The sequence below is a fragment of the Chryseobacterium endalhagicum genome, assembly GCF_016745235.1.
Classification (GTDB): Bacteria; Bacteroidota; Bacteroidia; order Flavobacteriales; family Weeksellaceae; genus Chryseobacterium; species Chryseobacterium endalhagicum.
This window is the reverse complement of sequence record NZ_JAELVM010000002.1, coordinates 1-23,574: the sequence shown is the minus strand read 5'-3', so window position 1 is coordinate 23,574 and position 23,574 is coordinate 1. Positions and strand designations below refer to the sequence as shown.

17 protein-coding genes and 1 rRNA gene are annotated in these 23,574 nt (G+C 38.5%); all 18 read left to right on the top strand.

Translation table 11 applies throughout. The features are described 5' to 3' along the window. Positions 1–238 precede the first annotated feature (238 nt). Positions 239–3,670, top strand: a complete 3,432-nt coding sequence (locus tag JET18_RS10400) for a T9SS type A sorting domain-containing protein (protein WP_202090813.1) — start codon at positions 239–241, stop codon at positions 3,668–3,670. 140 nt (positions 3,671–3,810) lie between these two features. Next, entirely contained in the window at positions 3,811–4,959 is a 1,149-nt protein-coding gene (locus JET18_RS10395) for a hypothetical protein (protein WP_202090811.1), read from the top strand. Positions 4,960–5,011: 52 nt separating this feature from the next. Continuing rightward, a complete protein-coding gene (gene topA / locus JET18_RS10390; protein WP_202090810.1) occupies positions 5,012–7,570 on the top strand; it encodes a type I DNA topoisomerase in 2,559 nt (852 codons plus the stop codon). Between the two features lie 160 nt (positions 7,571–7,730). Next, positions 7,731–8,798: a formimidoylglutamase gene (locus tag JET18_RS10385; RefSeq protein WP_202090809.1), complete on the top strand. Its 1,068-nt coding sequence runs from the start codon at positions 7,731–7,733 to the stop codon at positions 8,796–8,798. Between the two features lie 15 nt (positions 8,799–8,813). Continuing rightward, positions 8,814–9,590, top strand: coding sequence for an SGNH/GDSL hydrolase family protein (locus JET18_RS10380; protein ID WP_202090808.1), 777 nt, complete (start codon positions 8,814–8,816; stop codon positions 9,588–9,590). Continuing rightward, positions 9,590–10,573: a glycosyltransferase family 2 protein gene (locus JET18_RS10375; RefSeq protein ID WP_202090807.1), complete on the top strand. Its 984-nt coding sequence runs from the start codon at positions 9,590–9,592 to the stop codon at positions 10,571–10,573. The genes JET18_RS10380 and JET18_RS10375 overlap by 1 nt, the downstream gene beginning before the upstream one ends. Before the next feature lie 113 nt (positions 10,574–10,686). Continuing rightward, the gene (locus JET18_RS10370; RefSeq protein WP_202090806.1) at positions 10,687–11,814 is read left to right on the top strand and encodes a glycosyltransferase family 4 protein; all 1,128 of its coding nucleotides are present in this window, start codon (positions 10,687–10,689) and stop codon (positions 11,812–11,814) included. 26 nt (positions 11,815–11,840) lie between these two features. Beyond that, the gene (locus tag JET18_RS10365; RefSeq protein ID WP_202090804.1) at positions 11,841–12,713 is read left to right on the top strand and encodes a polysaccharide biosynthesis/export family protein; all 873 of its coding nucleotides are present in this window, start codon (positions 11,841–11,843) and stop codon (positions 12,711–12,713) included. A 2-nt stretch (positions 12,714–12,715) separates the two neighbouring features. Continuing rightward, complete coding sequence (locus tag JET18_RS10360) at positions 12,716–15,208, top strand: exopolysaccharide transport family protein (RefSeq protein ID WP_202090801.1); 2,493 nt, start codon at positions 12,716–12,718, stop codon at positions 15,206–15,208. Positions 15,209–15,421: 213 nt separating this feature from the next. Further along, on the top strand, positions 15,422–16,312 hold the full coding sequence (gene porG / locus JET18_RS10355) for a type IX secretion system protein PorG (protein WP_202090799.1): 891 nt from the start codon (positions 15,422–15,424) through the stop codon (positions 16,310–16,312). Between the two features lie 5 nt (positions 16,313–16,317). Then, the gene (locus JET18_RS10350; RefSeq protein WP_202090797.1) at positions 16,318–17,067 is read left to right on the top strand and encodes an isoprenyl transferase; all 750 of its coding nucleotides are present in this window, start codon (positions 16,318–16,320) and stop codon (positions 17,065–17,067) included. A gap of 27 nt (positions 17,068–17,094) precedes the next feature. Then, a complete protein-coding gene (gene bamA / locus JET18_RS10345; RefSeq protein ID WP_202090795.1) occupies positions 17,095–19,632 on the top strand; it encodes an outer membrane protein assembly factor BamA in 2,538 nt (845 codons plus the stop codon). Positions 19,633–19,640: 8 nt separating this feature from the next. After that, positions 19,641–20,192, top strand: a complete 552-nt coding sequence (locus JET18_RS10340) for an OmpH family outer membrane protein (protein WP_202090794.1) — start codon at positions 19,641–19,643, stop codon at positions 20,190–20,192. Between the two features lie 67 nt (positions 20,193–20,259). Then, the gene (locus JET18_RS10335; RefSeq protein ID WP_202090793.1) at positions 20,260–20,763 is read left to right on the top strand and encodes an OmpH family outer membrane protein; all 504 of its coding nucleotides are present in this window, start codon (positions 20,260–20,262) and stop codon (positions 20,761–20,763) included. 63 nt (positions 20,764–20,826) lie between these two features. Continuing rightward, a complete protein-coding gene (locus tag JET18_RS10330; RefSeq protein ID WP_202090792.1) occupies positions 20,827–21,312 on the top strand; it encodes an acyl-CoA thioesterase in 486 nt (161 codons plus the stop codon). Positions 21,313–21,322: 10 nt separating this feature from the next. Beyond that, a complete protein-coding gene (rfbD, locus tag JET18_RS10325) occupies positions 21,323–22,231 on the top strand; it encodes a dTDP-4-dehydrorhamnose reductase (protein WP_317193263.1) in 909 nt (302 codons plus the stop codon). Position 22,232: 1 nt separating this feature from the next. After that, the gene (locus tag JET18_RS10320; RefSeq protein ID WP_228728531.1) at positions 22,233–22,916 is read left to right on the top strand and encodes a hypothetical protein; all 684 of its coding nucleotides are present in this window, start codon (positions 22,233–22,235) and stop codon (positions 22,914–22,916) included. Between the two features lie 562 nt (positions 22,917–23,478). Beyond that, positions 23,479–23,574: ribosomal RNA gene (locus tag JET18_RS10315) — 16S ribosomal RNA — on the top strand; the annotation flags it as partial.

Here is a 23,574-nt window from a genome sequence, read left to right as displayed (position 1 = left end):
TTGCAGTTTATGATTTAAGGTTCCATTAAATTTAATTTTTCTGCTCAATTATTTACGCTGAAAAAATTACATTTGCAGCTGAAACGATTTGTGCCGTTTTTGTATTTGTAATCTTTTACTGTTAGATTATCGGTAATACAATTAGAATATTTATGATTTTATTTGTGTTATTTATGATTTATTGTTACGGTAAAGGCTTAAATGTTGTATTGCTTGAACGGCACACAAGTTCAAGGATATGAAAAATTCAGTTAAAAATTTTGCGGCAATTTTTTGCTTAGTGTCGATTTGTGCCTATTCCAAGAATAGTAGAGAATTAAATGAAATTCTTCCTTCGTATACATTTACGAAGACCATAACGTCAAGAGCAGATACAGTACGTACATCTGCAGCCAGGGTAACTGCTCCCGACTGGACGAAAGCCCCCAATAGCTATATTTTTGACCCCGCTCAAAACAGTGAAGGCCTGCTGATTCCCGTAAGAAAGGCATATGCCATGTGGACGGAAGATCAATACATTAAAGGCACCGGAATCCCTTCCGGAAAAGTGACAGCTGATGTGTTGTGGGAAGACACTCACGGACTGATTAAGTCAGGAACCAAATATTCACTTGAAATTCTGGATTCTGATCAGAATGCCAAAATAAAAGTCCCCATCAATAAAACCAAAAAAGGAAATGCAGTCATAGCCTTTAGAGTCAATGGTGAGATTTACTGGAGCTGGCATATCTGGGTGACTGACGATCCTTCCAACGGATCCGTCTATAAAAGTTTTGATAATATTTCCAGAATGAGATCGGATGGAACAGTAGAAACTATTCCGGATTCCGATTGGGGCTGGATGGACCGTAATCTTGGAGCTTTAAGCAACTCCATTACTTCATCAGACTGGAACAGAAGCGGCGGACTGCTCTTCCAGTGGGGAAGAAAAGACCCGATTCCACCTCTTGTCACCAGAGGAAATGATTTCTATGAAGTATCAGGTTCCGTAGGACGTGTAAGACATAGAGGAGCAAAGAACTTTGCCAATGCTACCAATATTGATAACCTTACGAAATTCATCCCGCTTGCAAGCGCGGAAGTGATCAATAATGTAAGAACGGCTGTAAAAAATCCCCTGAGTCTTATTTACGTCAATAAAGATGATAACAGCGGCCAGGCATACTATAACAACAACGTGAATCTTCCGGTCAACTGGTTTGGGCGTTTTGCAGGACTTCCGGATAACCGGCTTTCGGAGCTTAATCTTTGGTCCGATAATTCCGAGGGAATGATCAGCACGGGGTATAATAACGATGGAAATGCAAAACCTTACAAGGATAAATCTTCCTATGATCCGTGTCCGAACGGATGGAGAATTCCGTCAATGCTTGTTGCCAATTTAGGGTCGCAGTCCTATATTGACGATATCAGGATGGATTTCTCTCCTTTTGGAGTAAGGACCAATATGGGCAAAAATGTTTTTGAGGCAAGCAAATACCATATTGTAAAACCTACTGATGCTGGAGCTCCTGCTTTTATGACCGGGTTTAAAGTATATCCTAATCTGGGTTTTGATCTGTCAAATGCAGGAGGCAATAATATGGGCGTTTTCCCCGGAACTGGGCAGCTGATCAGGGCAGCTCATTTGGGGCAGTATACCGACCAGCATCATGTGGCACTTTGGACGGCAACGATGGCGAGGCATTTTGACGCTTCACCGGCAGTTATTACCAGAGGGCTTTTTATGATTCCCGATAAAGGACAGCCTGATATTCCCGATCCCGGCTATCCCGGAATCGTAGGGCGGTATTTTTATATGCCGATGTCAGGAATGTATACTTCCGAAGCCAATGGCTGCCGATGCATAAAAGATCCGCTCTATATTGTCAATGAATACGATTTCCCAACAGAATATCTCGCCCCGCCGCAGGAATACAGGGAGGGAATTAATAATCCCAATACCTATCAGGCTGTAAAAAGTCCTCAGGGTTTTAAGATTGATATTCCTGTAAGCAAAGCATTTGCTGTACAAAGCCAGATTCTGAACAATCCGGAAATACTGATCCCTTCAAGTTTTGATAATCTAAAAGCCAACGTATTATGGAGCACAAATACCGGGCTCATCGGTAAAGTTTCAGTCATTAAACCCAGTCCTTCATCGCTGCAGGATCTCAGTTCCTCAATGATTTCAGTTGAGATCAATCCCAATCAGAGTGGAAACGCTGTAATAACCCTTCATAATGGAAATATTACGGCTCCGGTCTACTGGAGCTGGCACATCTGGATCACAGATTCTGCAATAGGTTCTTTTAACTATGTCACAGAACTTCCGGAGGCTGGGGCAACCAATTATATCAATTATGTGAATAAAGCAGATGTCGTGCTTCAGACTGAATTTATGGACAGGAATCTGGGAGCTGTAGATGCGTTCCCGATGGTGGCTAACGGGCTTACTCCAACCGCTTCAGAGCTGGCAAAAATCCGGGCTTCTACCGGAATGCATTATCAGTGGGGAAGAAAAGACCCGATTCCTACATTTCAGAATGCAGATAACAGGGCTTCTTTTAGTATTTTCCTGGGAAGGGTGTCCAGTGAAGGCACCGTTACCTATACCACGCTCAGTCAGGCCGCGTATAATAATATGTCGGGAGGTTATATCATTCCTTACAATACCTATGCAGCAGGTTCAGCAGTGCAGAGTACGGACAGGCCTGCCGATAAAGTTGCGAAAGTATTATCTTACTCAGTGAAAAACCCACTGGTATACATGATTCCGAGTGCTTTTGCGTCTTATAACGGCTCCAATCCCAATTATACCAACGGAACAGACTGGCTGGCAGATGAGCCTAATCTTGCTGCGGACAGATGGGGAAGAGGTGGAGAGAAATCCCCGTTTGACCCATGTCCAGAAGGCTGGAGAATTCCGGACCTTTCAGATGTTGCACTGGTTTCAAATAAAGACTTCGGAATGTCACCATGGTATAAGAAAGATAAAAAGGTAGGTACTTTTTACAGTGTGATGACGGAGTATTCAGGAACAAGGGTGAGAAACCCTTCTACAACATCTACAATTGGCTATATGTTCATAGGTCCATCGTACAGAGTAGGGAATTTTCCTAACTCAGGCTCAAGAGGATTCAGAAGTGTGATTGCCAACCAATCTGCTCAGGGTACATTTAATACCGTTAATTTCCAGTATCCGGGAGCATGGACGGGTGCTCTCGCAGCGAATTATCTGGGCAGATCCATTAATGTCCTGTTTGATGCAGCCTCTTCAGCCAACAGGTTTATAGCGCTTAACGATAATAATGATCCTTATTTCGGGGCCAGCTGCAGATGTGTAAAAATGAAGTATGATGCTCGGGGCAATGAAGCCGGACCTATCCCGGGACAGCAGGTCACCGCTCTTGCTTCAGGTAGAGAATCTGTCGCGCTGAGCAGTGATGAGGTGAAGGAAAAAGTAAGTGAAAACAAAATTTCCCTGTTCCCGAATCCTGTAAAGGATGTGCTTCATATTCAGACACAGGAGAATAAAGATTATGATTATCAGGTTTTTAATATGTCTGGTCAGCTTGTAAAATCAGGGCAGTTTAAAAACGGTAAAACGGATCTTTCTTCTTTGATTTCCGGTATCTACTTTTTAACAATTAATGATTTAAAAGAAATTGTGAAAATTATCAAGAAATAGGTAAGAAATTCGGTACGTAATTAAGGAGAGACAAAAAGCTAATTAGTTTAATTTCAATATTTTAGACGCTCTAAAATGATGAAATCCAAACAAAAGCTGTTTTGTTTCTCTTTTTTTTGTTCCAGATTTTAAACACACAAATGATGCTAGAAAAAATTGTACCCTATTTCAATCTCAAGATTTTTATTTATCTTCTTGTTGCAGTTACGGCTGCTTATACACTGTTATTTACTTATTATTACAATCTTAAAGACGACGGATATATCCTTGCAGATTGGCTGATCAATTATCAGGATGGCGGTTTTAAAAGAAGAGGCTTGTCGGGAAGTTTCTTCTTTTTGCTTCAGGATTTTACGAATTTAAGACTCAATTATCTTGTTTATTTGGCCCAGTTTTCAATTATTTCAGGATTTTTTTTACTGTTCATTAAGCTCATCCGGTATAAATTTACTGACTTTCTTTATCTGTCACTGCTGCTCTCACCCATAGGATTTGTAGGGCTTTTAAATACAGTGAGTTATGTAGGAAAAAAAGAATTTATAGTTTTTCTTTTATTCACATGGTTTGTATACCTTCTGGATAATGAAAAGCTTTCGAAAAATAAAGAATATATTTTCTGTGCTACACTTTGTTTAGCAACTTTTTTTCATGAAGTGGTTTTGTTTTATGTTCCTTATTTTGCCATTGCATTATATCTGAAAACCGGGGAGCGGGAATTTAAAAGATATATTAAATATTTCCTCTCGGTTGGAATCCCTGCACTTTTGATTTTAAAGTTCGGTAAGAATATCAACGAAGGAATGTCCCTGCAGATTCTTGCCAAAAAGGGAGTTCATCCTACCTACGGAATTTTATATTGGAATATAAATGAAAGAGATTATATTAAACAGCATCTTAACGAATACCTGTTGTATTTGATAAGCCTGGGTTTAAGTATTTTTCATATCGGGTATTATTTAAAATATCTAAATAACCGAAAGGTGGTATCTATTTTATTAATTGGTGCGTTCTTATTTTCTTTTCCACTGTTTTATCTGGCTATAGACTGGGGGAGGTGGATGTATATTCACATGATGCTTACGATTGTACTTTTTGCTTTATTATTAGAGAAAAACGTTTGTGCATACGTGTTTAGACCTATCGTTATTAATAAAAGCTTTTATATCACACTGTTCATTATTATTTTCTCATTAATCTACAGAGTCGAGATGTCGGGAAGAGGTTTTACATTCGAGGGAATTCTTTATAGAGTGTTTGTTGCTCCCCTTGAATTGCTAAATAAAATGTAATTCCAAAAACCTATCTAATAAAAAAGGTTTACTTTTGCAAAAAATTTTTAGAATGTCGAAAAATTTAGTAATCGTAGAGTCACCGGCAAAAGCAAAAACTATTCAGAAGTATTTAGGGAAGGATTTTGAAGTGAAATCAAGTTTCGGACACATCCGTGACCTTCCGAAAAAAGGAATGGGAATTGACCTTGCCACATTCAGTCCCGATTACGAAGTTTCGGCGGACAAAAAGAAACTGGTTACAGAATTAAAAGCTGCTGTAAAGAAAGCCGAAATGGTATGGCTGGCTTCCGATGAGGACCGCGAAGGAGAAGCTATCGCATGGCATCTTGCTGACGAGTTGAAACTGAAGCCTGAAAACAGGAAAAGAATCGTTTTTCACGAGATTACTAAAAATGCCATTCTGAAAGCCATTGATAATCCAAGAGATATTGACCAGAACCTTGTAAATGCCCAGCAGGCAAGAAGAGTTCTGGACAGGATCGTAGGTTTTGAAATGTCTCCCGTTCTTTGGAAAAAAATAAAACCGGGTCTTTCCGCAGGAAGGGTGCAGTCTGTAGCCGTAAGATTGATTGTTGAAAGAGAAAAAGAAATCCGAGAGTTCAGTCCGAAAGCAAGTTTCAAGCTGGACGGGATCTTCCTGAATAACAACGAACAGGAAATCGCAGCCAAACTTAAAAAAGATTTCGAAAAAGAAGAAGACGCAGAAAAATTCCTTGAAAAAGCAAAAACAACGGAATTCAAAGTTCTGAATGTAGAAACAAAACCCGGAACCCGTTCCGCATCTGCACCGTTTACCACTTCCACGCTGCAGCAGGAAGCCTCTTCAAGACTGGGATACAATGTAACCAATACCATGCGTCTGGCACAAAGGCTGTACGAAGAAGGATACATTACCTATATGAGAACGGACTCTGTGAACCTTTCGCAGGAAGCTATAGAAGGCGCTAAAAAGCAGATTACTTCAGAATACGGAGCTGAATATTCCTCACCAAGAAATTATACTACGAAATCTGCATCGGCACAGGAAGCTCACGAAGCGATCCGTCCTACAGATTTTGCCGTGAAAAGTATCGGGGATGCTCAATTAAACAGATTATACCAGTTAATATACAGAAGAACCCTTGCTTCTCAGATGGCTAATGCCAAAATTGAGAAAACGGTGATTGAAATTGGGAATGCATCATTGCCTCAGCATTTTGAAGCGCAGGGTGAAGTGATCATTTTCGATGGTTTCTTAAAAGCTTACGGAATCGTAAAAACAGAGGATGATGATGAAGAAAACAATGAAAAACTCCTTCCTAAAGTCAGTGTAGGCGAAATTTTAAGCTACAAAAAGATCACAGCTTCAGAAAAATTCACAAGACCAAGCGCAAGATACACGGAAGCAGGTCTGGTGAAGAAACTGGAAGAATTGGGAATCGGACGTCCGTCTACGTATGCACCGACGATCCAGACCATTCAAAACAGGGAATATGTAGATAAAAGGGAGATAGATCCTCAAACCCGTGAAGTGGTGAGAATGTCTCTTACAAAAGATAAGATCAAAAAAGAAGTTCTTGAAGAAAAATTCGGGGGCGATAAGAATAAATTTGTACCGACAGATATCGGGGAAGTAGTGAATGATTTCCTTACGGATAACTTCAAAGAAATCCTGGACTACGGATTTACGGCAAGAGTAGAAGAAAGTTTTGACGAAATTGCCAACGGAGACCAGAAGTGGAAGGAAATGATGACCAATTTCTACTCCAAGTTCCACCCGAGAATCGAAGATGTAGAAGAAAATGCAGATCGTGCGAATGGCGACAGACTTCTTGGAGTAGATCCTAAAACCGGTAAAAATGTTCATGCCAGAATCGGAAGATTCGGAGCTATGATCCAGATCGGTGAGACGGAAGATGAAGAAAAGCCAATCTTTGCTTCACTGATGACAGGGCAGAACATTGCAACCATCTCTCTGGCAGAGGCACTGGAACTTTTCAAACTGCCTTTTGAACTGAATGCATTTGAAGAACAACCCGTTTCCGTGGGAGTAGGTAGATTCGGACCTTATGTGAAATGGGGCGAAACATTTATCAGTATTCCAAAAGGTGAAGATCCGCTTTCTGTAAGCCAGGCGCGTGCAGAAGAGATCATCAACGAAAAGAAAAAAGCAGATGCTCCGATTGCCAGCTACAAAGGAGATCCTGTAACAAAAGGAACTGGAAGATTCGGACCGTTCATCAAATACAAGGATATATTTATAAATGTTCCGAAGAGATATAATTTCGACAACCTTTCCCAGAGTGACATCGATGAACTGATTGATGCCAAACTGGAAAAAGAAGCCAACCGTTATATCCAGCAATGGGAGAAAGAAAAAATCTCTATTGAGAATGGAAGATGGGGACCTTTTGTAAAATTCGGGAAAGCCATGTTCAAGATTCCGAAGAAAAAAGATGATACAAAATATGATGCGGAAGAGCTGAAAGATGTATCCCTGGATGAGGTTAAAAAGTGGATCACAGATCAGGACAAGAACGCTTTTGCTGAGAAAAAGAAGCCTGCTGCCAAAAAACCTGCTGCTAAAAAAACAACGGCAGTAAAAAAGACCGCCGCAAAAAAGAAGTAATATTAATAGAAGTATACAAAGCCGTTAACATTAAGTGTTGACGGCTTTTTTTATGAACAAAATACACCACAGCCTGTATACTTGCTGTGGTTTTTTTGTATGTTTGTTCGGAAAAGTAATTTAATACACTAACTTATTCTCAAGTTTTCAGATTAAAAATATGGATTTTGAAGATTTTATCATTTCACCAAGGAATTTCAAAGCAGAAAGCTGGCAGATCGGCAGCAGAATCACGAAAGATATCAAAGAAGACAGCATTGTGCTTCTCTTTGTTTCGGATTACAGAGGAGCGGGCGGTGATGCGGAAGTACAGGATTTCACATCGGTAAGAAAAGAATTTTATAAACTTTCAAAACTGGATTTTGATATTCCCATTGTAGATCTTGGAGATCTGGTTTCGGGGAAATCGGTTCAGGATTCTCATTATATTCTGCAGGAGGTTTTGTCTGCGTGTCATTACAAAAGAGCGCTGCCGGTAGTTATCGGCGGGTCCAATGATTTTGCCTTTTCCATGTTTTCAACGCTGAATTTTCACAAGAAAAACATAAACTATACCCAGATCAGCAATATTATCTCCCTTCAGCAGGGCGAAACTATTAATGAATTGACCTTTTTAGGAAAAATATTGGGGTCCAAGAATTTTTCGATTAAAAACTATCATCATTTAGGCTATCAGAAACATCTGAACGAAACAGATTCTGTAAGGTTGATTAAAGAAGTACAGTTTGATATTGTCCGTCTGGCAGAAATGATGAATTCAACAGAGAAAACCGAGCCGTTTTTCAGGAAGGCAGATCTGGTTACCCTGAACTGTGATGCCATTGAAAGTTTCAGTGAGCCTTTTTCAATGAATCCACAGGTGAATGGGCTGAACAGAAGAGAAATCTGTGCTTACATGAAGGAAATCGGATTGAGCGAAAATTTACAATCTGTTGGAATTTTCAATTATAATATTTATTCAGAAAACCAGCTGAATCATCAATTGCTGGCTCAGATGATCTGGTACCTGATCGAAGGAATCAATATCCAAAGGTCGCACCCGAGAGAAAGACATTTTGAACTGTTCTATGTTTTGATTGATGATGACCAATATGCTTTCAAGCGGGATACATTCAGCAATCTGTGGTATTTCGGAGACGATGATAATATAGAAAATTGTATTCCGTGTTCCAAAAAGGATTTTGAAGAAGCAAAAAGAGGAACGCTTAATCCCAGGCTGACCTTTTAAGTATACACAAACAAGATGAAAAAGAAGATATTTTTAAGTGCTATTCTGCTGTTAGGAATATTCACTGTGGTCTATTTCTGGAATAAATACTCCTATGCAGGCGAGAAAAGCTATTTCATTTCCGAAGCAAAGGCGGAAAAAGGGCTTAAGATCGGTATTCTCGGCGACAGCTGGGTCGTACGGCTGAATCTGGATTCGCTTTTAGAAAAAAAGCTTTCAGCTCAGGGAGTTCCCGCGAAAATTTATTCATCCGGAAATCCCGGAGCCAAGACCAAAAGGATTTACGAAAACCTTTTTAAAGAGGATGGTGAAGAATTTTCCTCCAAAAAAATCATCGAGGAAAAACCGGAGTATTGCATTGTAATCGCTGGGGTAAATGATGCTGCGATGCATTTGGGGCCTCAGTTTTACAGCCATCATATGGTGATGATCATTAAAACACTGCTGAATTACAACATCAAACCGGTAGTGGTTTCCATGCCGGAGTTCGGACTGGAAGAAGATTTTAAACGGAAAAATATCATCAGCGCACTCAGTAACAAAAGCGCAGAGCTGGTTTTGAACGGTGGCACAGCATTTAAAATCCCTGACTACAGAAAGACTTTACAGGAAGATTTGAAAACAAGCGGACTGGATCAGAAAGTAGTGATGCTGAATTTTGATGAAGTAAGCCGTGATTTTGATAAAGACCGTAATTTATATGCGGACCCGCTTCATTTAAATAAGCTGGGTTATCAGAAATTCAGTGATTTTTTAGCTAAAAGTATCGTTAATTTAGAAGGCGTAAAATAATGGTTTCAATTATAGTTCCCGTATATAATGTAGAAAATTATCTGGCCAAATGTCTGGATTCTCTGGTGAACCAAAGCCTTCAGGACATCGAAATCCTGGTGGTGGATGATGGCAGCAAAGATAATTCTGCACTGATCATTGATGAGTATGCCGCTCAATTTCCTGATAAAATAAAAGCTTTCACCAAAGCAAATGGCGGTCTGAGTGATGCCCGGAATTTCGGACTGGAAAGAGCTTCGGGAGAATATATAGGTTTTGTGGACAGCGACGATTATGTTACAGCAACGATGTTTGAAGAAATGCTGCAGCTCGCCCGGAAACATAACGCTAAAATGGTAATCTGCAATATCCAGAAAGTGGATCAGAATGGTGAAATCACCCAAAAACTGACGCAGATTCCCAATATGGCTGAAAAGATAGAGATGGAAGATCATTTTTCCGTTTTTTCAGACCTCAGTTATTTTGCCTGCAACAAATTGTTTAAAAAAGAACTTTTTGATCAGAAGAAATTCAAAAAAGGAGTTCATTTTGAAGATATTCAACTCATTCCGCAGCTGCTTCTGGAATGTCCTGTTATTGCCCAGACCCAGAATTTTCATTATCAGTATCTGGAACGTACGGATTCTATCACGAAAACGCACACCGAAAAAGGACTGGATATCCTGAAAGCCGTAAAAGATGTGGAATATGCATTTGAAAAATCTGCTTACTCCCATAAAAAAAAGGAACTGAAAAATTTTCAGATCTTTGAAGGAGTATACTCTTTTCTCGCGTATGTCGCTTTTGTGAAGGATGAGAAAACTTTTAATAAAATGGCGGATGAACTGGCTGTTTTTATGAAAGAAAGGAAAATAAATATTCAAGATATATTGAACTATAGTCGTTTTGGTAAGAATTATCTTTTATCTTTGCCGTTGAAAAAAAAGATTTTTTATCTGCTGTTTTTTGCCGGGCAAAAGAAACTGATAAGAAAAATAATTTAACACAAATGATAAGTGCAATGGTTTCAGCCATCAGCAAGACTTTGACACATAGCTTCTTGTGAGCTGTTTGATAGGTTTTATGAGACGCATTGAGCTGTACTTGATAAAAAAAAATGAAGAATTTTGAATTGTTCTTAAGCGAATCAGGGATTTCTATTTTTTACGTAAAAATAGGGTTAGGTTTTCTATTCTCTTTTTTAATCACCTTTTTTTCTATACCTACCATCATTAAGATTTCCAGAAGAAAAAATCTTATGGATGAGCCTGGAATAAGGAGTTCCCACCTCAGAAAAATTCCCAATCTTGGAGGAATTGCCATTTTTTATTCCATCGGAATCTGTGCATCAATCTTTGCCTATGAACTTTTTGATCTCTATAAATTTTTATTCGCGTCTTTAATTATCCTTTTATATGTTGGGGTGATGGATGATATTGTGGTCATGCGGGCTTATAAAAAACTTGTGGCACAGATCATCGTATCCTCACTGGTGGTCATAGGATCGGACATCAGGATCAGAAGTCTTTTCGGGATCTTCGGAATCTATGAGATGGGATATATTGTCAGTGTGATTTTCAGCATTATTACGTTTATTGTTCTGATCAATGCATTCAACCTTATTGATGGGATTGATGGTCTGGGCGGAGGATATTCGGTGATATGCAGTGCTCTTTTCGGGATAAGCTACTACAGATTGGGGGAATATAATTATCCGCTGGTCGTTTTGTCGGCAATCATTATAGGAACCGTGCTGGCTTTTCTTTATTACAATTTATCCAATTACAGAACCAATAAAATTTTCATGGGCGATACGGGATCTATGCTGTTAGGTTTCCTGCTGGCTTTTACCTCCATTTGCTTTATTGATATTTTTATAGATAGAGAGCTTCCCAATGTACCGAGGTATCACCTTCAGTCTGCTCCTGCGGTAGCCGTAGCAATTCTTATTCTGCCAATTGTGGATACCCTGAATGTGATTATTATAAGACTCTGCAATAAGAAATCGCCTTTCGACGCAGACAAAAACCATATTCACCACAAACTTCTGAAACTGGATCTTACGCACAGGCGTTCCACATTTTATATTATTGTGTATTATCTCATGATCGTAGCGGTAGCTTATTATCTGAGGCATATTAATATCAATCTGTTGCTGCTGATTATTGTTTTATTAGGTTTCTTTGGAGCATATTTACCGGATTTGATCTATCGTTTACGAAATAATAAGAAAATAACAATTTAATTTTTACTTTTGCAATACATTCAAACATGATGAAGAACTTAAAGTATTTATTTTTACTATTCCCCTTTTTTATTACATCCTGCATCACCAAAAAAGATGTAAGATACATGCAGCCCAGCGAAAGCCTGGTCATTAATGAAGAAGGACTTATTCCCTACAATATTCCCACGTACAGAATTACCAAAAACGACATTCTTAACCTTAATATTGTGACCACTCCAAAAGGAGATGCGGCTCAGTTTTATTCTTCTCTGAACTCTTCGGGAGGCGTTACGGGTTCCGGAAGCTCTCCAATGGGAGGCCGTGGTGGAGTAGGAGGAATCGGCGGCGGCGGTGGATCTAATGGAGGAAACGTCAGTTTTTATTTTAATGGTCTGAAGGTGGATTCCAAAGGAGATATCAATGTATTCGGAATAGGATATGTAAAAGCTGAAGGAAGAACAATTGAAGATATTACCCTGGAGCTTCAGGAAAAAGTAAATGAAAACTTTCAGGAAGGTAAAGCGGAAGTAAGACTGAATACAGACGGAATCACTTATTATATACTGGGAGATGTGGAAACTACAGGCCTTTCAGGTGAAAAAGTAGCCCATAAAAATACGCTGACAATTACAGAAGCGATAGCTATTAACGGAGGTTTAAACAGGACCATTGACCGTAAAAATATCGTTATCCACAGAAAACTGCCGGAAGGAATCAAGGTGGCAAAAATAGACCTTACCCGTGAAGATATTATGAATTCCCCATACTATTATGTACAGAATGGAGATGAGATCTATCTGAATACCAGAGGAAAAAGCTTGAACGGATTCGGAAAAGATCCTGTACAGACTTTAACGACTGGGGTATCGGTGATTACGACAGCATTATCAATCTATCTGCTTCTTAAAAACCTTTAACCATGATTCCAGAGAACGACGCGAAAATAGCAAAAAACGATACCCCGAAGGAAAAGTACGGATCGTTTGCATTATTTGATATGGAGCATTTTGTGAAAAGAATTCTCAAAAACTGGTATTGGTTTGCATTTGTATTACTGATAGGTTATATCATTTCGTGGGTATATGGTAAATATTACGCGCAGAATATTTATTCTTCGGACCTTTCATTGAGTGTGTCCAATAATACGTCCAGTTATTTTACACCCAACCAGTCTATCAACTTTATCTGGGGGCAGAGTGGAAATCAGGATGGAATGTACCTGAAAAAGATGCTTTTGTCCAGATCTCATAACGAGTTCCTGGTAAAAGAGCTTGATCTTTTCGTTAATTACTCGACTAAAGGAGTTATTAAATCAACTTATATAGACAAAACGGATTCACCGGTTTTCCTGCAGATAGACAAAAAGCACCTTCAGCAGATCAATTACGCGATTACCCTGATCCCGAAAGGAGGGGATTCCTATGAAGTGATTCTTCCGGAAGAGGGACAATCTACAAATTTGTATAATTTTGAAGTGGAAGGTTTTCAGCCGGTGAGCAGTTATAACAGACCTGCCAACAAGATCATAAAGATCAATGAATGGTACAATTCCCCGAATCTTAGGTTCAGACTGGTTAGAAACCCGGAGATCCCTAAAATAAAAGTTGATAACATTATTGTTGTGCTTAGTTCTGTCAATCAGAGCGTTAATGAGATTATATCCACAGTTGGGGTAGATTTCGATAAGGAAATTGGAACCATCATGATCATTAAGAAAAAAGGCTTTAACCTTAACAGTACAGTCAACTTCTTAAATAAATCGGTAACTGAGCTTCAGAAGAAAAGACTTGCCGACAAGAATATCGTTAATAAGAATACAGACCTTTATCTGCAGGCCAATCTTGACAATATCCGTAAAAAGCTGGATTCGAGTGCGGCAGAGCTGAATTATCTGAAAACCTCTGAGAAACTATATAATATTAAAGACAGAGACGAAAAGTCTTTGGATAAAATAAAAGACCTTGAAGCCAAGAAAGCGGATATTATAAGTAAAATAACCTCTCTGAACAGCATTAAATCAACACTTCAGGCCCAGGATTTTGATAGGATGATCAGCACCAATGCTGCTGGTTTTGAGGACGGTTTCTTTTCTGCATCCGTTACAGAACTGAAAGCATTGTATACTAAGAAAAGAGAAATGGCCACTATTTACAGGCCCAATTCTGAACCTATTAAAGAGGTAAACAGGCTTATTGATGAAGCCAAAACGGGGGCAAACGGTACTTTAAGAAATTATTATACGAAATATTATGATGAGATCAGTAAAATAGACAATCAGGTAGCTGAAGCTAATAGTGATCTGAACTCATATCCGGAAAAAGAAAGAAGATATTTAGATGCAGAAAGGGGATATAATATGATAGAAGCTACATACAATAGCTTGTTGTCCAGACAGAATGAGGCGCAGATGAAAGTAGCGACCAACCAGTCTGATATTACAGTAATTGACCCTGCCAAGAATCTTGGACAGTCTCCTATAGGCCCTAATGTAAAAGCCATTAAGCTGGCAATTATGGGCGGGCTGCTCTTATTCCCGTTGCTTTTCATCCTGATTGGAGAGGCTCTGGATAATAAGATCAGAAACATTAAAGAACTATTGAGCGCAACGAAGATCCCGCTTCTTGGGGTGATCGGAAACAACAGCAACGAGAATATGCTTACTGTTCTTGAACAGCCTAAGTCATCAGTATCAGAAGCATTCAGAGGAATCAGAGCCAGTATAAGGTTTCTGATGGAAAATAATAAGGAAGAAGGAAAAGGAAAAACTATTTTGGTGACCTCTTCCATTGGTGGAGAAGGAAAAACATATGTTTCCATCAACCTTGCTTCAGTAATAGGATTAAGCGATAAGAAAACCATATTACTCGGGATGGACCTTAGAAAACCTAAGATCTTCGGAGACTTTAAAATTGATAATAAATATGGGATCTCCAATTACCTTACCGGTGAAGTAGGACTGGAGCAGATCATCAACAATACCAAGATCCCGAATCTGGACGTAGCAACTTCAGGACCGATCCCTCCCAATCCTTCAGAACTTCTGATGAGTGAAAGGAATATCAAATTTATTGAAGAGCTTAAAGAAAGATATGATTTCATTATCATCGACTCGCCGCCGGTAGGTCTGGTAGCGGATTCCTATGAACTGATGAAACATTCTGATGCCAATATTTATGTGGTGCGTCATGAATATACTGAAAAATACATGCTCAAAATGATCACTGAGAAGTATCATAGCGAAGAGATCAATCATTTAGGACTTATTTATAATGATTATAACACGAAGCAGGGCTACGGATATGGTTACGGATATGGATATGGCTACGGTTATTTTGATGAAGATAAAAATTATAAAGAACCGCTACTGATAAGAATACGGAATAAGGTACAAACAATATTTAATAAAAAATAGCGTTTTAAACCCTCAGCAAATGGGGGTTTTTTTATACGGTCAGTATTTGGAATCTAAGGAAAAAAGAATATTTTTGCCACTTTGCCGTTTACTTTATAACAAATTATGTTTTTTTGTTTATTTTTAACTATACATTAAGAATATCATTAATATAAAAAAGTTTTATATTTGCAAAAATTAAATTTTAAAATAACCATAAATCCATATTCTTTTATGAATAAAAAATTATTGTTTAGCTTTATTGCCTTCCTTGGAATGGTAAGTGTTAAAGCACAAAGAAACGAATTGGGAGTTCGTCTAGGTATGAGTAACCTGGTGGGGGACATAGGGAGGACCAATTATATTTTACAAAAGCCGTTGGATTTGGACAGGATGTCAGAGTGGGGATTCCCCTTTTATGGAGGTTTATTATATAGATTTAATTTTAATCCGCATCAAACCGTGAGATTGGACCTTGGATACAACCAGATCCAGTTCAGCGATAAAGCTGCGAAAGAAGAATATAGAGTGAATAGAAACTCATACGGAAAAAATAACGTATACGAAGCAAGCTTAATGTTCGAATACAATCTTTTCCCTGTTAATAATGAGCAGGTAAGCATGGTGAGCCCATACATCTTCGGAGGTATCGGTGCATTGATGTTTGATGCTCCCAAAGCAGATCTTGTGCATGATTTCAGAAGAGATGCAGACGGGGTAGCACAGGCTCCTCTTAATGAACTGGACTTTAAAAGTACACCGGTATATTCATTAGGAAAAAAAGTAACAATGCATATCCCGTTTGGGGTAGGTTTAAAATATAAGTTCAACCACAGCTGGGCTATATTTGCGGAAGCTACATTCAGATATACACTTACGGATCAGCTGGATCACAGCAGACTATTGTCTAGTGATTTAACGTCCAGTTTTAATGGAGATATTCTGGATCCTGCTACCGGTGGTTCACTGCTGCAGTCAGGAAACTATTATGCAGTTTCAAAAGAAAGAGAACAAGAACTTTTAGGCAAAAGAAATATTGGTGATGAAAGGTCCAAAGACTGGATGAATACTTTCAGTTTGGGTCTTACCTATTCATTCGGAAGACCGCCATGCTATTGTGATTAATTAATATGTCGTTGATTAAAGATAAAATAAATTCTGAGAATTTACCGAAACACGTCGCCATCATTATGGATGGTAATGGAAGATGGGCAAAAACTCGTGGCGAAGAAAGAACTTTCGGCCACAAGAATGCCATTAATGCAGTAAGAAATGCCATTAATGCCTGTAATGAAATAGATATACCCTATTTAACACTGTATACATTTTCTTCCGAAAACTGGAGCCGTCCGGCTGAGGAAGTAAGTACACTGATGAATCTGCTGGTAGAAACCTTACTGCTTGAAGCAGAAGAGATCTTCAGCAAAGGACTCAGAATGCATGTGATAGGAAATCTTGAGAAACTACCTCTCCTTGTGAGAGAGCAGCTGGAGCGTGTAATAGAGCTTACAAAAGAAAACACAAAAGGAAACCTGGTACTGGCAATAAGCTACGGATCCCAGAATGAAATATTGGAGGCCGTGAAAAAGGTGAGCTCCGATGTGAAAGAGGGAAATGTAGATGTTGAGAATATTGATGAAAAATTATTCGAAAGCTACCTTTATACAAAAGACTTTCCTCCTGTGGACCTGCTGATCAGAACCAGCGGGGAAATAAGAATAAGCAACTTCCTTCTTTGGCAGATTGCTTATGCAGAACTACAGTTTCTAAATGTCTTATGGCCGGATTTTACAAAAGATATCTTCTTCCAGTGTATCGTAGATTATCAGAATAAGGAAAGAAGATACGGATTAACCGGCGATCAGATCAAAGCCCAATAAATTTAAAGAAAAGAAAGACTCGATAAAATGAAGTTTAGACTATTACCCATCATCATGTTTGCTGCTTCGGCACATTTTTATGGACAAGTAACTCCTCAGGACAGCACCAAAGTAAATAGTGCTGTACACGCAGAAAATGAAGCAGGAACTTACACTCTTAAAGACATTGTTGTAGATGGGGTAAAAAAATATACGCCGGCTCAGATCTTACGATTTACGGGCTTAACGAAAGGCGAAGTGGTAGATATCCCCGGACAGAAAATCAGCAACGCTGTTAAAAAGCTATGGGATACCCAGTCTTTTTCAGAAGTTGAAGTGTATGTTCAGAGTATTGAAGGGCAGACCGTAGTTTTAAGATTCTACCTTGAAGACCTTAAAGAACTTGGAGAAGTAAAATTCGCAGGGAGAGGGATTGGTAAATCCAAAAATGAAAAACTTACAAAGGACAACAACCTGAAACCGGGAACAAAAATCACTCAAAACCTGATTTCCAGCCTTAAAACGAAAGTGCCTAAGGACTATGTGAAAAAAGGGTTTGCTGATGCTAAAATCACCATTCAGGATAAAGTCAATGCAAATGATCCGTCTATGGTAGACTGGACCATCACTGTAGATAAGGGCAAGAGAATAAAAATTGACCATATCGAATTTGAGGGTAACCAGAGCGTAACGGATGCAAAGCTTAGAAAAAAGGCATTCAAAGAAACCAAACAAAGAAGATTTGGTATCGGAGGAATCCTTAAATCTTCAAAATTCATCGAAGAAAAATATCAGGAAGATAAGCAGAGTCTTATCAGCTATTATAACTCCCTTGGATACAGAGATGCAACCATCGTTTCTGATTCCGTATGGAGAAACAAAAGAAACAATTTCGAAATCAATGTAAAGCTTAATGAGGGTAAGAAGTATTATATCGGGGATGTTACATTCACCGGAAATACAGTTTATGCTACTGAGTACTTACAGAGATTGCTTGGATATAAGAAAGGAGATATCTACGATGCTGTAGGTTTCAACAAAAAAGTAGGAGAAGACGGAGGTAAAGAAGATGATTCAGATATCAAATCTGTTTACATGAATAACGGTTACCTTTTCTCCAGCGTAACACCGGTAGAGAAATCTGTGTCCGGAGACGCCGTAAACCTTGAGATCAGAATCAACGAAGGAGAGCAGGCTACCTGGAATAAAGTAACCTGGCAGGGAAATACCACTACCCATGACCACGTTGTATTAAGAGCGCTGAGAACAAAACCGGGTGAGCTTTTCAAAAAGACAGAAATTAAAAGAACCTACTTCGATCTTGCAGGGATGACCTTCTTCGATCCACAGCAGGTAGGTCAGGATATTCAGCCGAATCAGCAGGATAATACCGTAGATATCAACTGGAAACTGGTTGAAAAAGGATCTTCTCAGGTACAGTTACAGGCAGGTTACGGAGGTAACAGCTTTATCGGTACCCTTGGATTGACGTTCAACAACTTCTCGTTAAAAAACTTCCTTAAATTCAAAGACTTTAAGCCGGTACCTCAGGGAGACGGTCAGACTTTGTCTATCCAGGCACAGGCTGGTCAGTATTTCCAGAACTACGGGATCTCATTTACTGAGCCATGGTTGTTCGGTACAAGACCTACCGCGCTTTCCGTAAGTTTGAATACATCCAGAGTAAAATATAATGACAGCAGTGGAAACGATCAGAAGCTTAATATCTTCTCCGCATCAGTAGGTCTGAACAGATTATTGAACTGGCCGGATGATTATTTCTCCCTGTACACAGGACTTCAGTTCCAGAAATATACATTTAAGAACTATCCGTTCCAGTTTGGAGATACAACGGAATATTACGGAGATGCCAATAACTTAAGTCTTAACTTAGGTTTAAGCAGAAACTCTGCCGGTATTGACCCGATATTCCCGACAATGGGTTCAAATATTGAACTTTCCGCTAAACTGACGGCACCTTATTCATTGTTCAGCAATAAAGATTATTCTACAATGACACCGGTGGACAAGTACAAGTGGATGGAATTCTACAAGATCAAGTTCAAAGCTGATGTTTATAATGAAGTAGCAGGAAAACTTGTATTGAGATCTTCCGCAGAAATGGGATTCATGGACGGATATAACAAAAAACTTGGAGCTCCGCCATTCGAAAGATTCTATGTAGGTGGAACTGGTTTATTCGGTGGTAGATATGACGGTCGAGAACTGATTCCTTTAAGAGGTTATGAAAATGCTTCCACATACGGAGGAGAAAGAGACGATATTACCCAAAGAGGTGGAGGTACAATCTACAACAGATTTACATTAGAGCTAAGATACCCGATCTCTATGAACCAGACCGCTAAGATCTATGCACTTACCTTTGCAGAAGGGGGGAACGTATGGAACTCGTGGAGTACCTACAACCCATTCCAGCTGAAAAGATCAGTAGGTGTTGGTGTAAGAGTTTACATGGGAGCTTTTGGTTTGATCGGATTTGACTTTGCTTATGGATTTGACAGAACCGTGAGCGGTACAGAACCATCCGGATGGAAGACACACTTCTTGATGAACCAATCATTATAATCATAAATATGAAAAATTTTAAATTCATTTTCACATTTGTATTGTTCCTGGTTTTCGGGTTTTCCAACGCCCAGAAATTAGGAGTAGTAGATACGCAGCTTATCCTGGATAAAATGCCGCAATACAAAGAAGCAGAAGCGAGATTAAACTCGCAGATTGATACTTGGCAGTCAGAACTTCAAAATCTGCAGTCTGAATACGAAAGAAAAAAAGCTGCATTTGAAAGTGAAAAAGTATTATTGATAGGAGATCAGCTGAAACTTCGTGAAAAAGAAGTAATGGATCTTGAAAAAAACATCAAAACCACTACCAGCTTACGTTTTGGAGTCAATGGTGAAATTACAAAGCTTAGAACAAATCTGGTGGTACCTTTTCAGGATCAGATCTGGAGTGCTGTAAAAACCATGGCTGAGAAAAACGGATTGGGCACAGTTCTTGATAAAACTAGTGACAATGTTATCTTCCTTCTTCCAAGATACGATTATACAGAAAAAGTATTGACCATCTTACTGAAGGGTACAGAAAAAAAAGAAAAGACAAGCAGTAAAAGTAAAAAGTAATTCACTCAATTAACTTTTACCAAAAATTAAAATCTAAAAACAAATTAAATTATTTATTTTACCAATTATGAAAAAATTAAGTGTATTATTTGCCGCGGTTATAATGGTTGTATCGGTAAGTATGGCAAAAGCTCAGAAAATAGCTTCTGTAGATTTAATGGGAATTCTTAATGCAATGCCTGAAAAGAAAAAAGCAGATGCAGACATAAAGACTTTCCTTGATACAAAACAAGCTGAAATCAAGAAAAAAGCGGATGCTGCTCAAGCTAAATATCAGCAATATCAAACTGAAGCTCCTAAAAAAACTGCTGAAGAAAACACAGCTAGAGAAGCTGAAATGAAGAAATTAGGAGAAGAAATCCAGCAAATGCAGGACAAAGCTCAGAAAGATCTTCAAGGTAAGCAGGATGTAGCTTTCGGTCCTATCGAGAAAAAACTGAATGATGCTATCGAGAAAGTAGCTAAAGCTAGCGGATACGAATTTATCCTGGATGCAAATTCTGGTGCTTTTGTTTACAAAGGAGGTCCTGATGCAACAGCTGCTGTTAAGAAAGAATTAGGAATCAACTAATAAATTAACAAAGTTTTATAAATTAACCGTCTCTTTTAGGGGCGGTTTTTTTATTTTTGCGCTATGGAAAAAGAAGTATCAACAACCGTAAAAGTCAGGTTCAGCGATTGTGATCCAATTGGGCATTTGAATAATGTGAAATATCTGGATTATATGTTCAATGCCAGAGAAGACCATGTAGAAACATTTTATGGATTTACGTACGAAGAATATACCAAAAAGACAGGATGTACATGGATTGCTATTCAGAACGAAATTGCTTATCTGAAAGAAGTAAGGTACAATACCCAGGTTGTGATCAGCAGCAAAACCATCGAAGTTCAGGACAGAACCGCTAAAGTTGAGATCCTCATGAAAAGCCTGGATGAAAAAACAGTTCATGCCGTACTGTGGGTGACTGTGATTTATTTTAATCTTAAAACCAGAAGGTCAGAAGTTCATCCGGAAGATATCAGAGAAACCTTCGGAAAGTTCTATGTAGACCTTGAGCAGAAAGATTTCCAGCCGAGAGTGAAGTTCTTAAGATCCCAGAACGCAAAAAATTCTTGATCAGCTAAAAATCAGTTTTAGCAGTCATTTGAAAAGTAAACTAATAATATTGCAGATGAAAAAAATAGCCGTAATAGGAAGTAACGGACAGTTGGGTAACTGTATCAGAAAAATAGCACCGGATTTTGAACACTTATACGAATTCATATTCACAGATTCACAAACCTTAGATATTACAGACGAAGATAAGGTCAGTAGTTTCTTTTATGATAACAAGCCTGACTATTGCATCAACGCTTCAGCGTATACAGCCGTAGATCAGGCAGAAAAAGAAGCAGACAAGGCATTTGCCGTGAACGCTGATGGAGTTGCCTATCTTGCGCAGGCCTGTACAGACCATAAAACCATCCTCATTCATATTTCTACCGACTATGTTTTTGACGGAGATACCAATCTTCCTTATTCTGAAGATGATTTCACCAATCCTACAGGAATATATGGTGAATCAAAAAGAAAAGGAGAGGAATTGGCGTTAGAGATCAATCCAAAGACCATCATTTTAAGGACCTCCTGGTTATATTCAGAATTCAATAAGAATTTTGTTAAAACCATGCTGAGCCTGTTTTCTCAGAAAGAAGAACTAGGAATTGTAGCAGACCAGTTCGGCCAGCCTACCAACGCGAATGATCTTGCAGAAGCAATCATGGATATTATTGAAACACCCAATAAAACTTTCGGAATCTTTCACTTCTCAAACTATCCCGAAACAACCTGGTTTGAATTTGCAAAAAAGATTGCAGAGTTTTCAGAGTCATCAGTTAAATTAAATCCTCTTACAACAGAACAGTATCCTACGCCTGCTAAAAGACCGGCCAGAAGTACAATGTCTCTCGATAAAATAGAAGAAATCTACAGGATTGAGCCTAAACATTGGGAGAACAGTCTTGAAGAATCCGTTAAATTACTAATACACCCATAATATGATGAAGAATCTGGCACTTGCCCTTTCCATATTCTGTATTTCCTTCTGCAATGCGCAGAATGTATACCTTTCAAAAGTTGAAAAAACGAATGACAATACAGATAAGTTTCTCTATAAAAAAGCAGAGTCGGTAACAGGTGCCGAATATTTGGGCGAAATTGAAGTCCAGGGATTCTCAAATGATGATGCAGAAGTTTTTTCCTTAATATATAAGAAGGCAAAAGAAATAGGAGCCAATACATTTTCACTTAAACCGTTTGAGAATATTGATGGAACTCCGCAGCCTCTCAATCCGGCAAACTATAGAATAGCCCTTTACTATACGCCTAAAGAAAATCTGGCGGTGCAGAAGGGAAGGTTGTATGTTTTTGCTTCCTCAGATAAAGATCAGAAAATTAATATCAATAAGAAGGACTATGTATTGGCTCCGAGGTCTTACCTTACCCTTGATATTATTCCGGGAGAAATATACACAGTATCTACAAAGAAGCTTTTAGGGTCTACAATTAAAGTTCAGCCTAAAAACAATGAGGAAAACCTGTATTTTCAGGCTTCTTCAGCAAAAATAAAATCAGACACTTCAGGAACTGGCGGATTAAACCTTAAATCCGGCGATATTATAGGATTGGAAAAATCTTTTGCCGAATTCTTAAGCCTTATCTACTCACAAAATAAGCCATAAAGCCTTTTCCTGCATAAATAACATAAAAGTTTAAACTATTGTTTAAACTTTTTCTATTTGAATATCAATTGTTTAGAATTAAATATTACAAAATCATGAATTTTATGTTAAATAAGTTTGTTTTGCGTATTAATAAGTTGTTATCTTTGCCCCACTGAAAAACGAGAGTTATACAGTAGCGCAGAAGAGCTTTTAGATAAGCATAATTATTTAGGATTAACTTTAGGATATAGGAAAAAACCTTTTAAAATTTTTAGCAATAAAAGTTGTGGGAGTTAAAAAAGTTTGTATCTTTGCAGTCCGGTTAAACGGGGAGCAGAAGTTAATAAGGATAAAGGTTTTGAAAGGATTTAGGGTTAGTTAAAAAACTTTAAATTTTCTTTAAAAACATTTTGCCATTAAAAAATAAATACTTACTTTTGCAACCGCAAATAAGGAACAGAACGACAGAAAAGATTCCTTATAGATTGCGGAAAGAAAAAAGATCATTGACATACAATATAACAACCAAGTAAGAAAAAAACTAAAGCGTAATAAACTTTGAGCGGGTCAGGAAAAACATACAATGGAGAGTTTGATCCTGGCTCAGGATGAACGCTAGCGGGAGGCCTAACACATGCAAGCCGAGCGGTAGGTTTCCTTCGGGAGACTGAGAGCG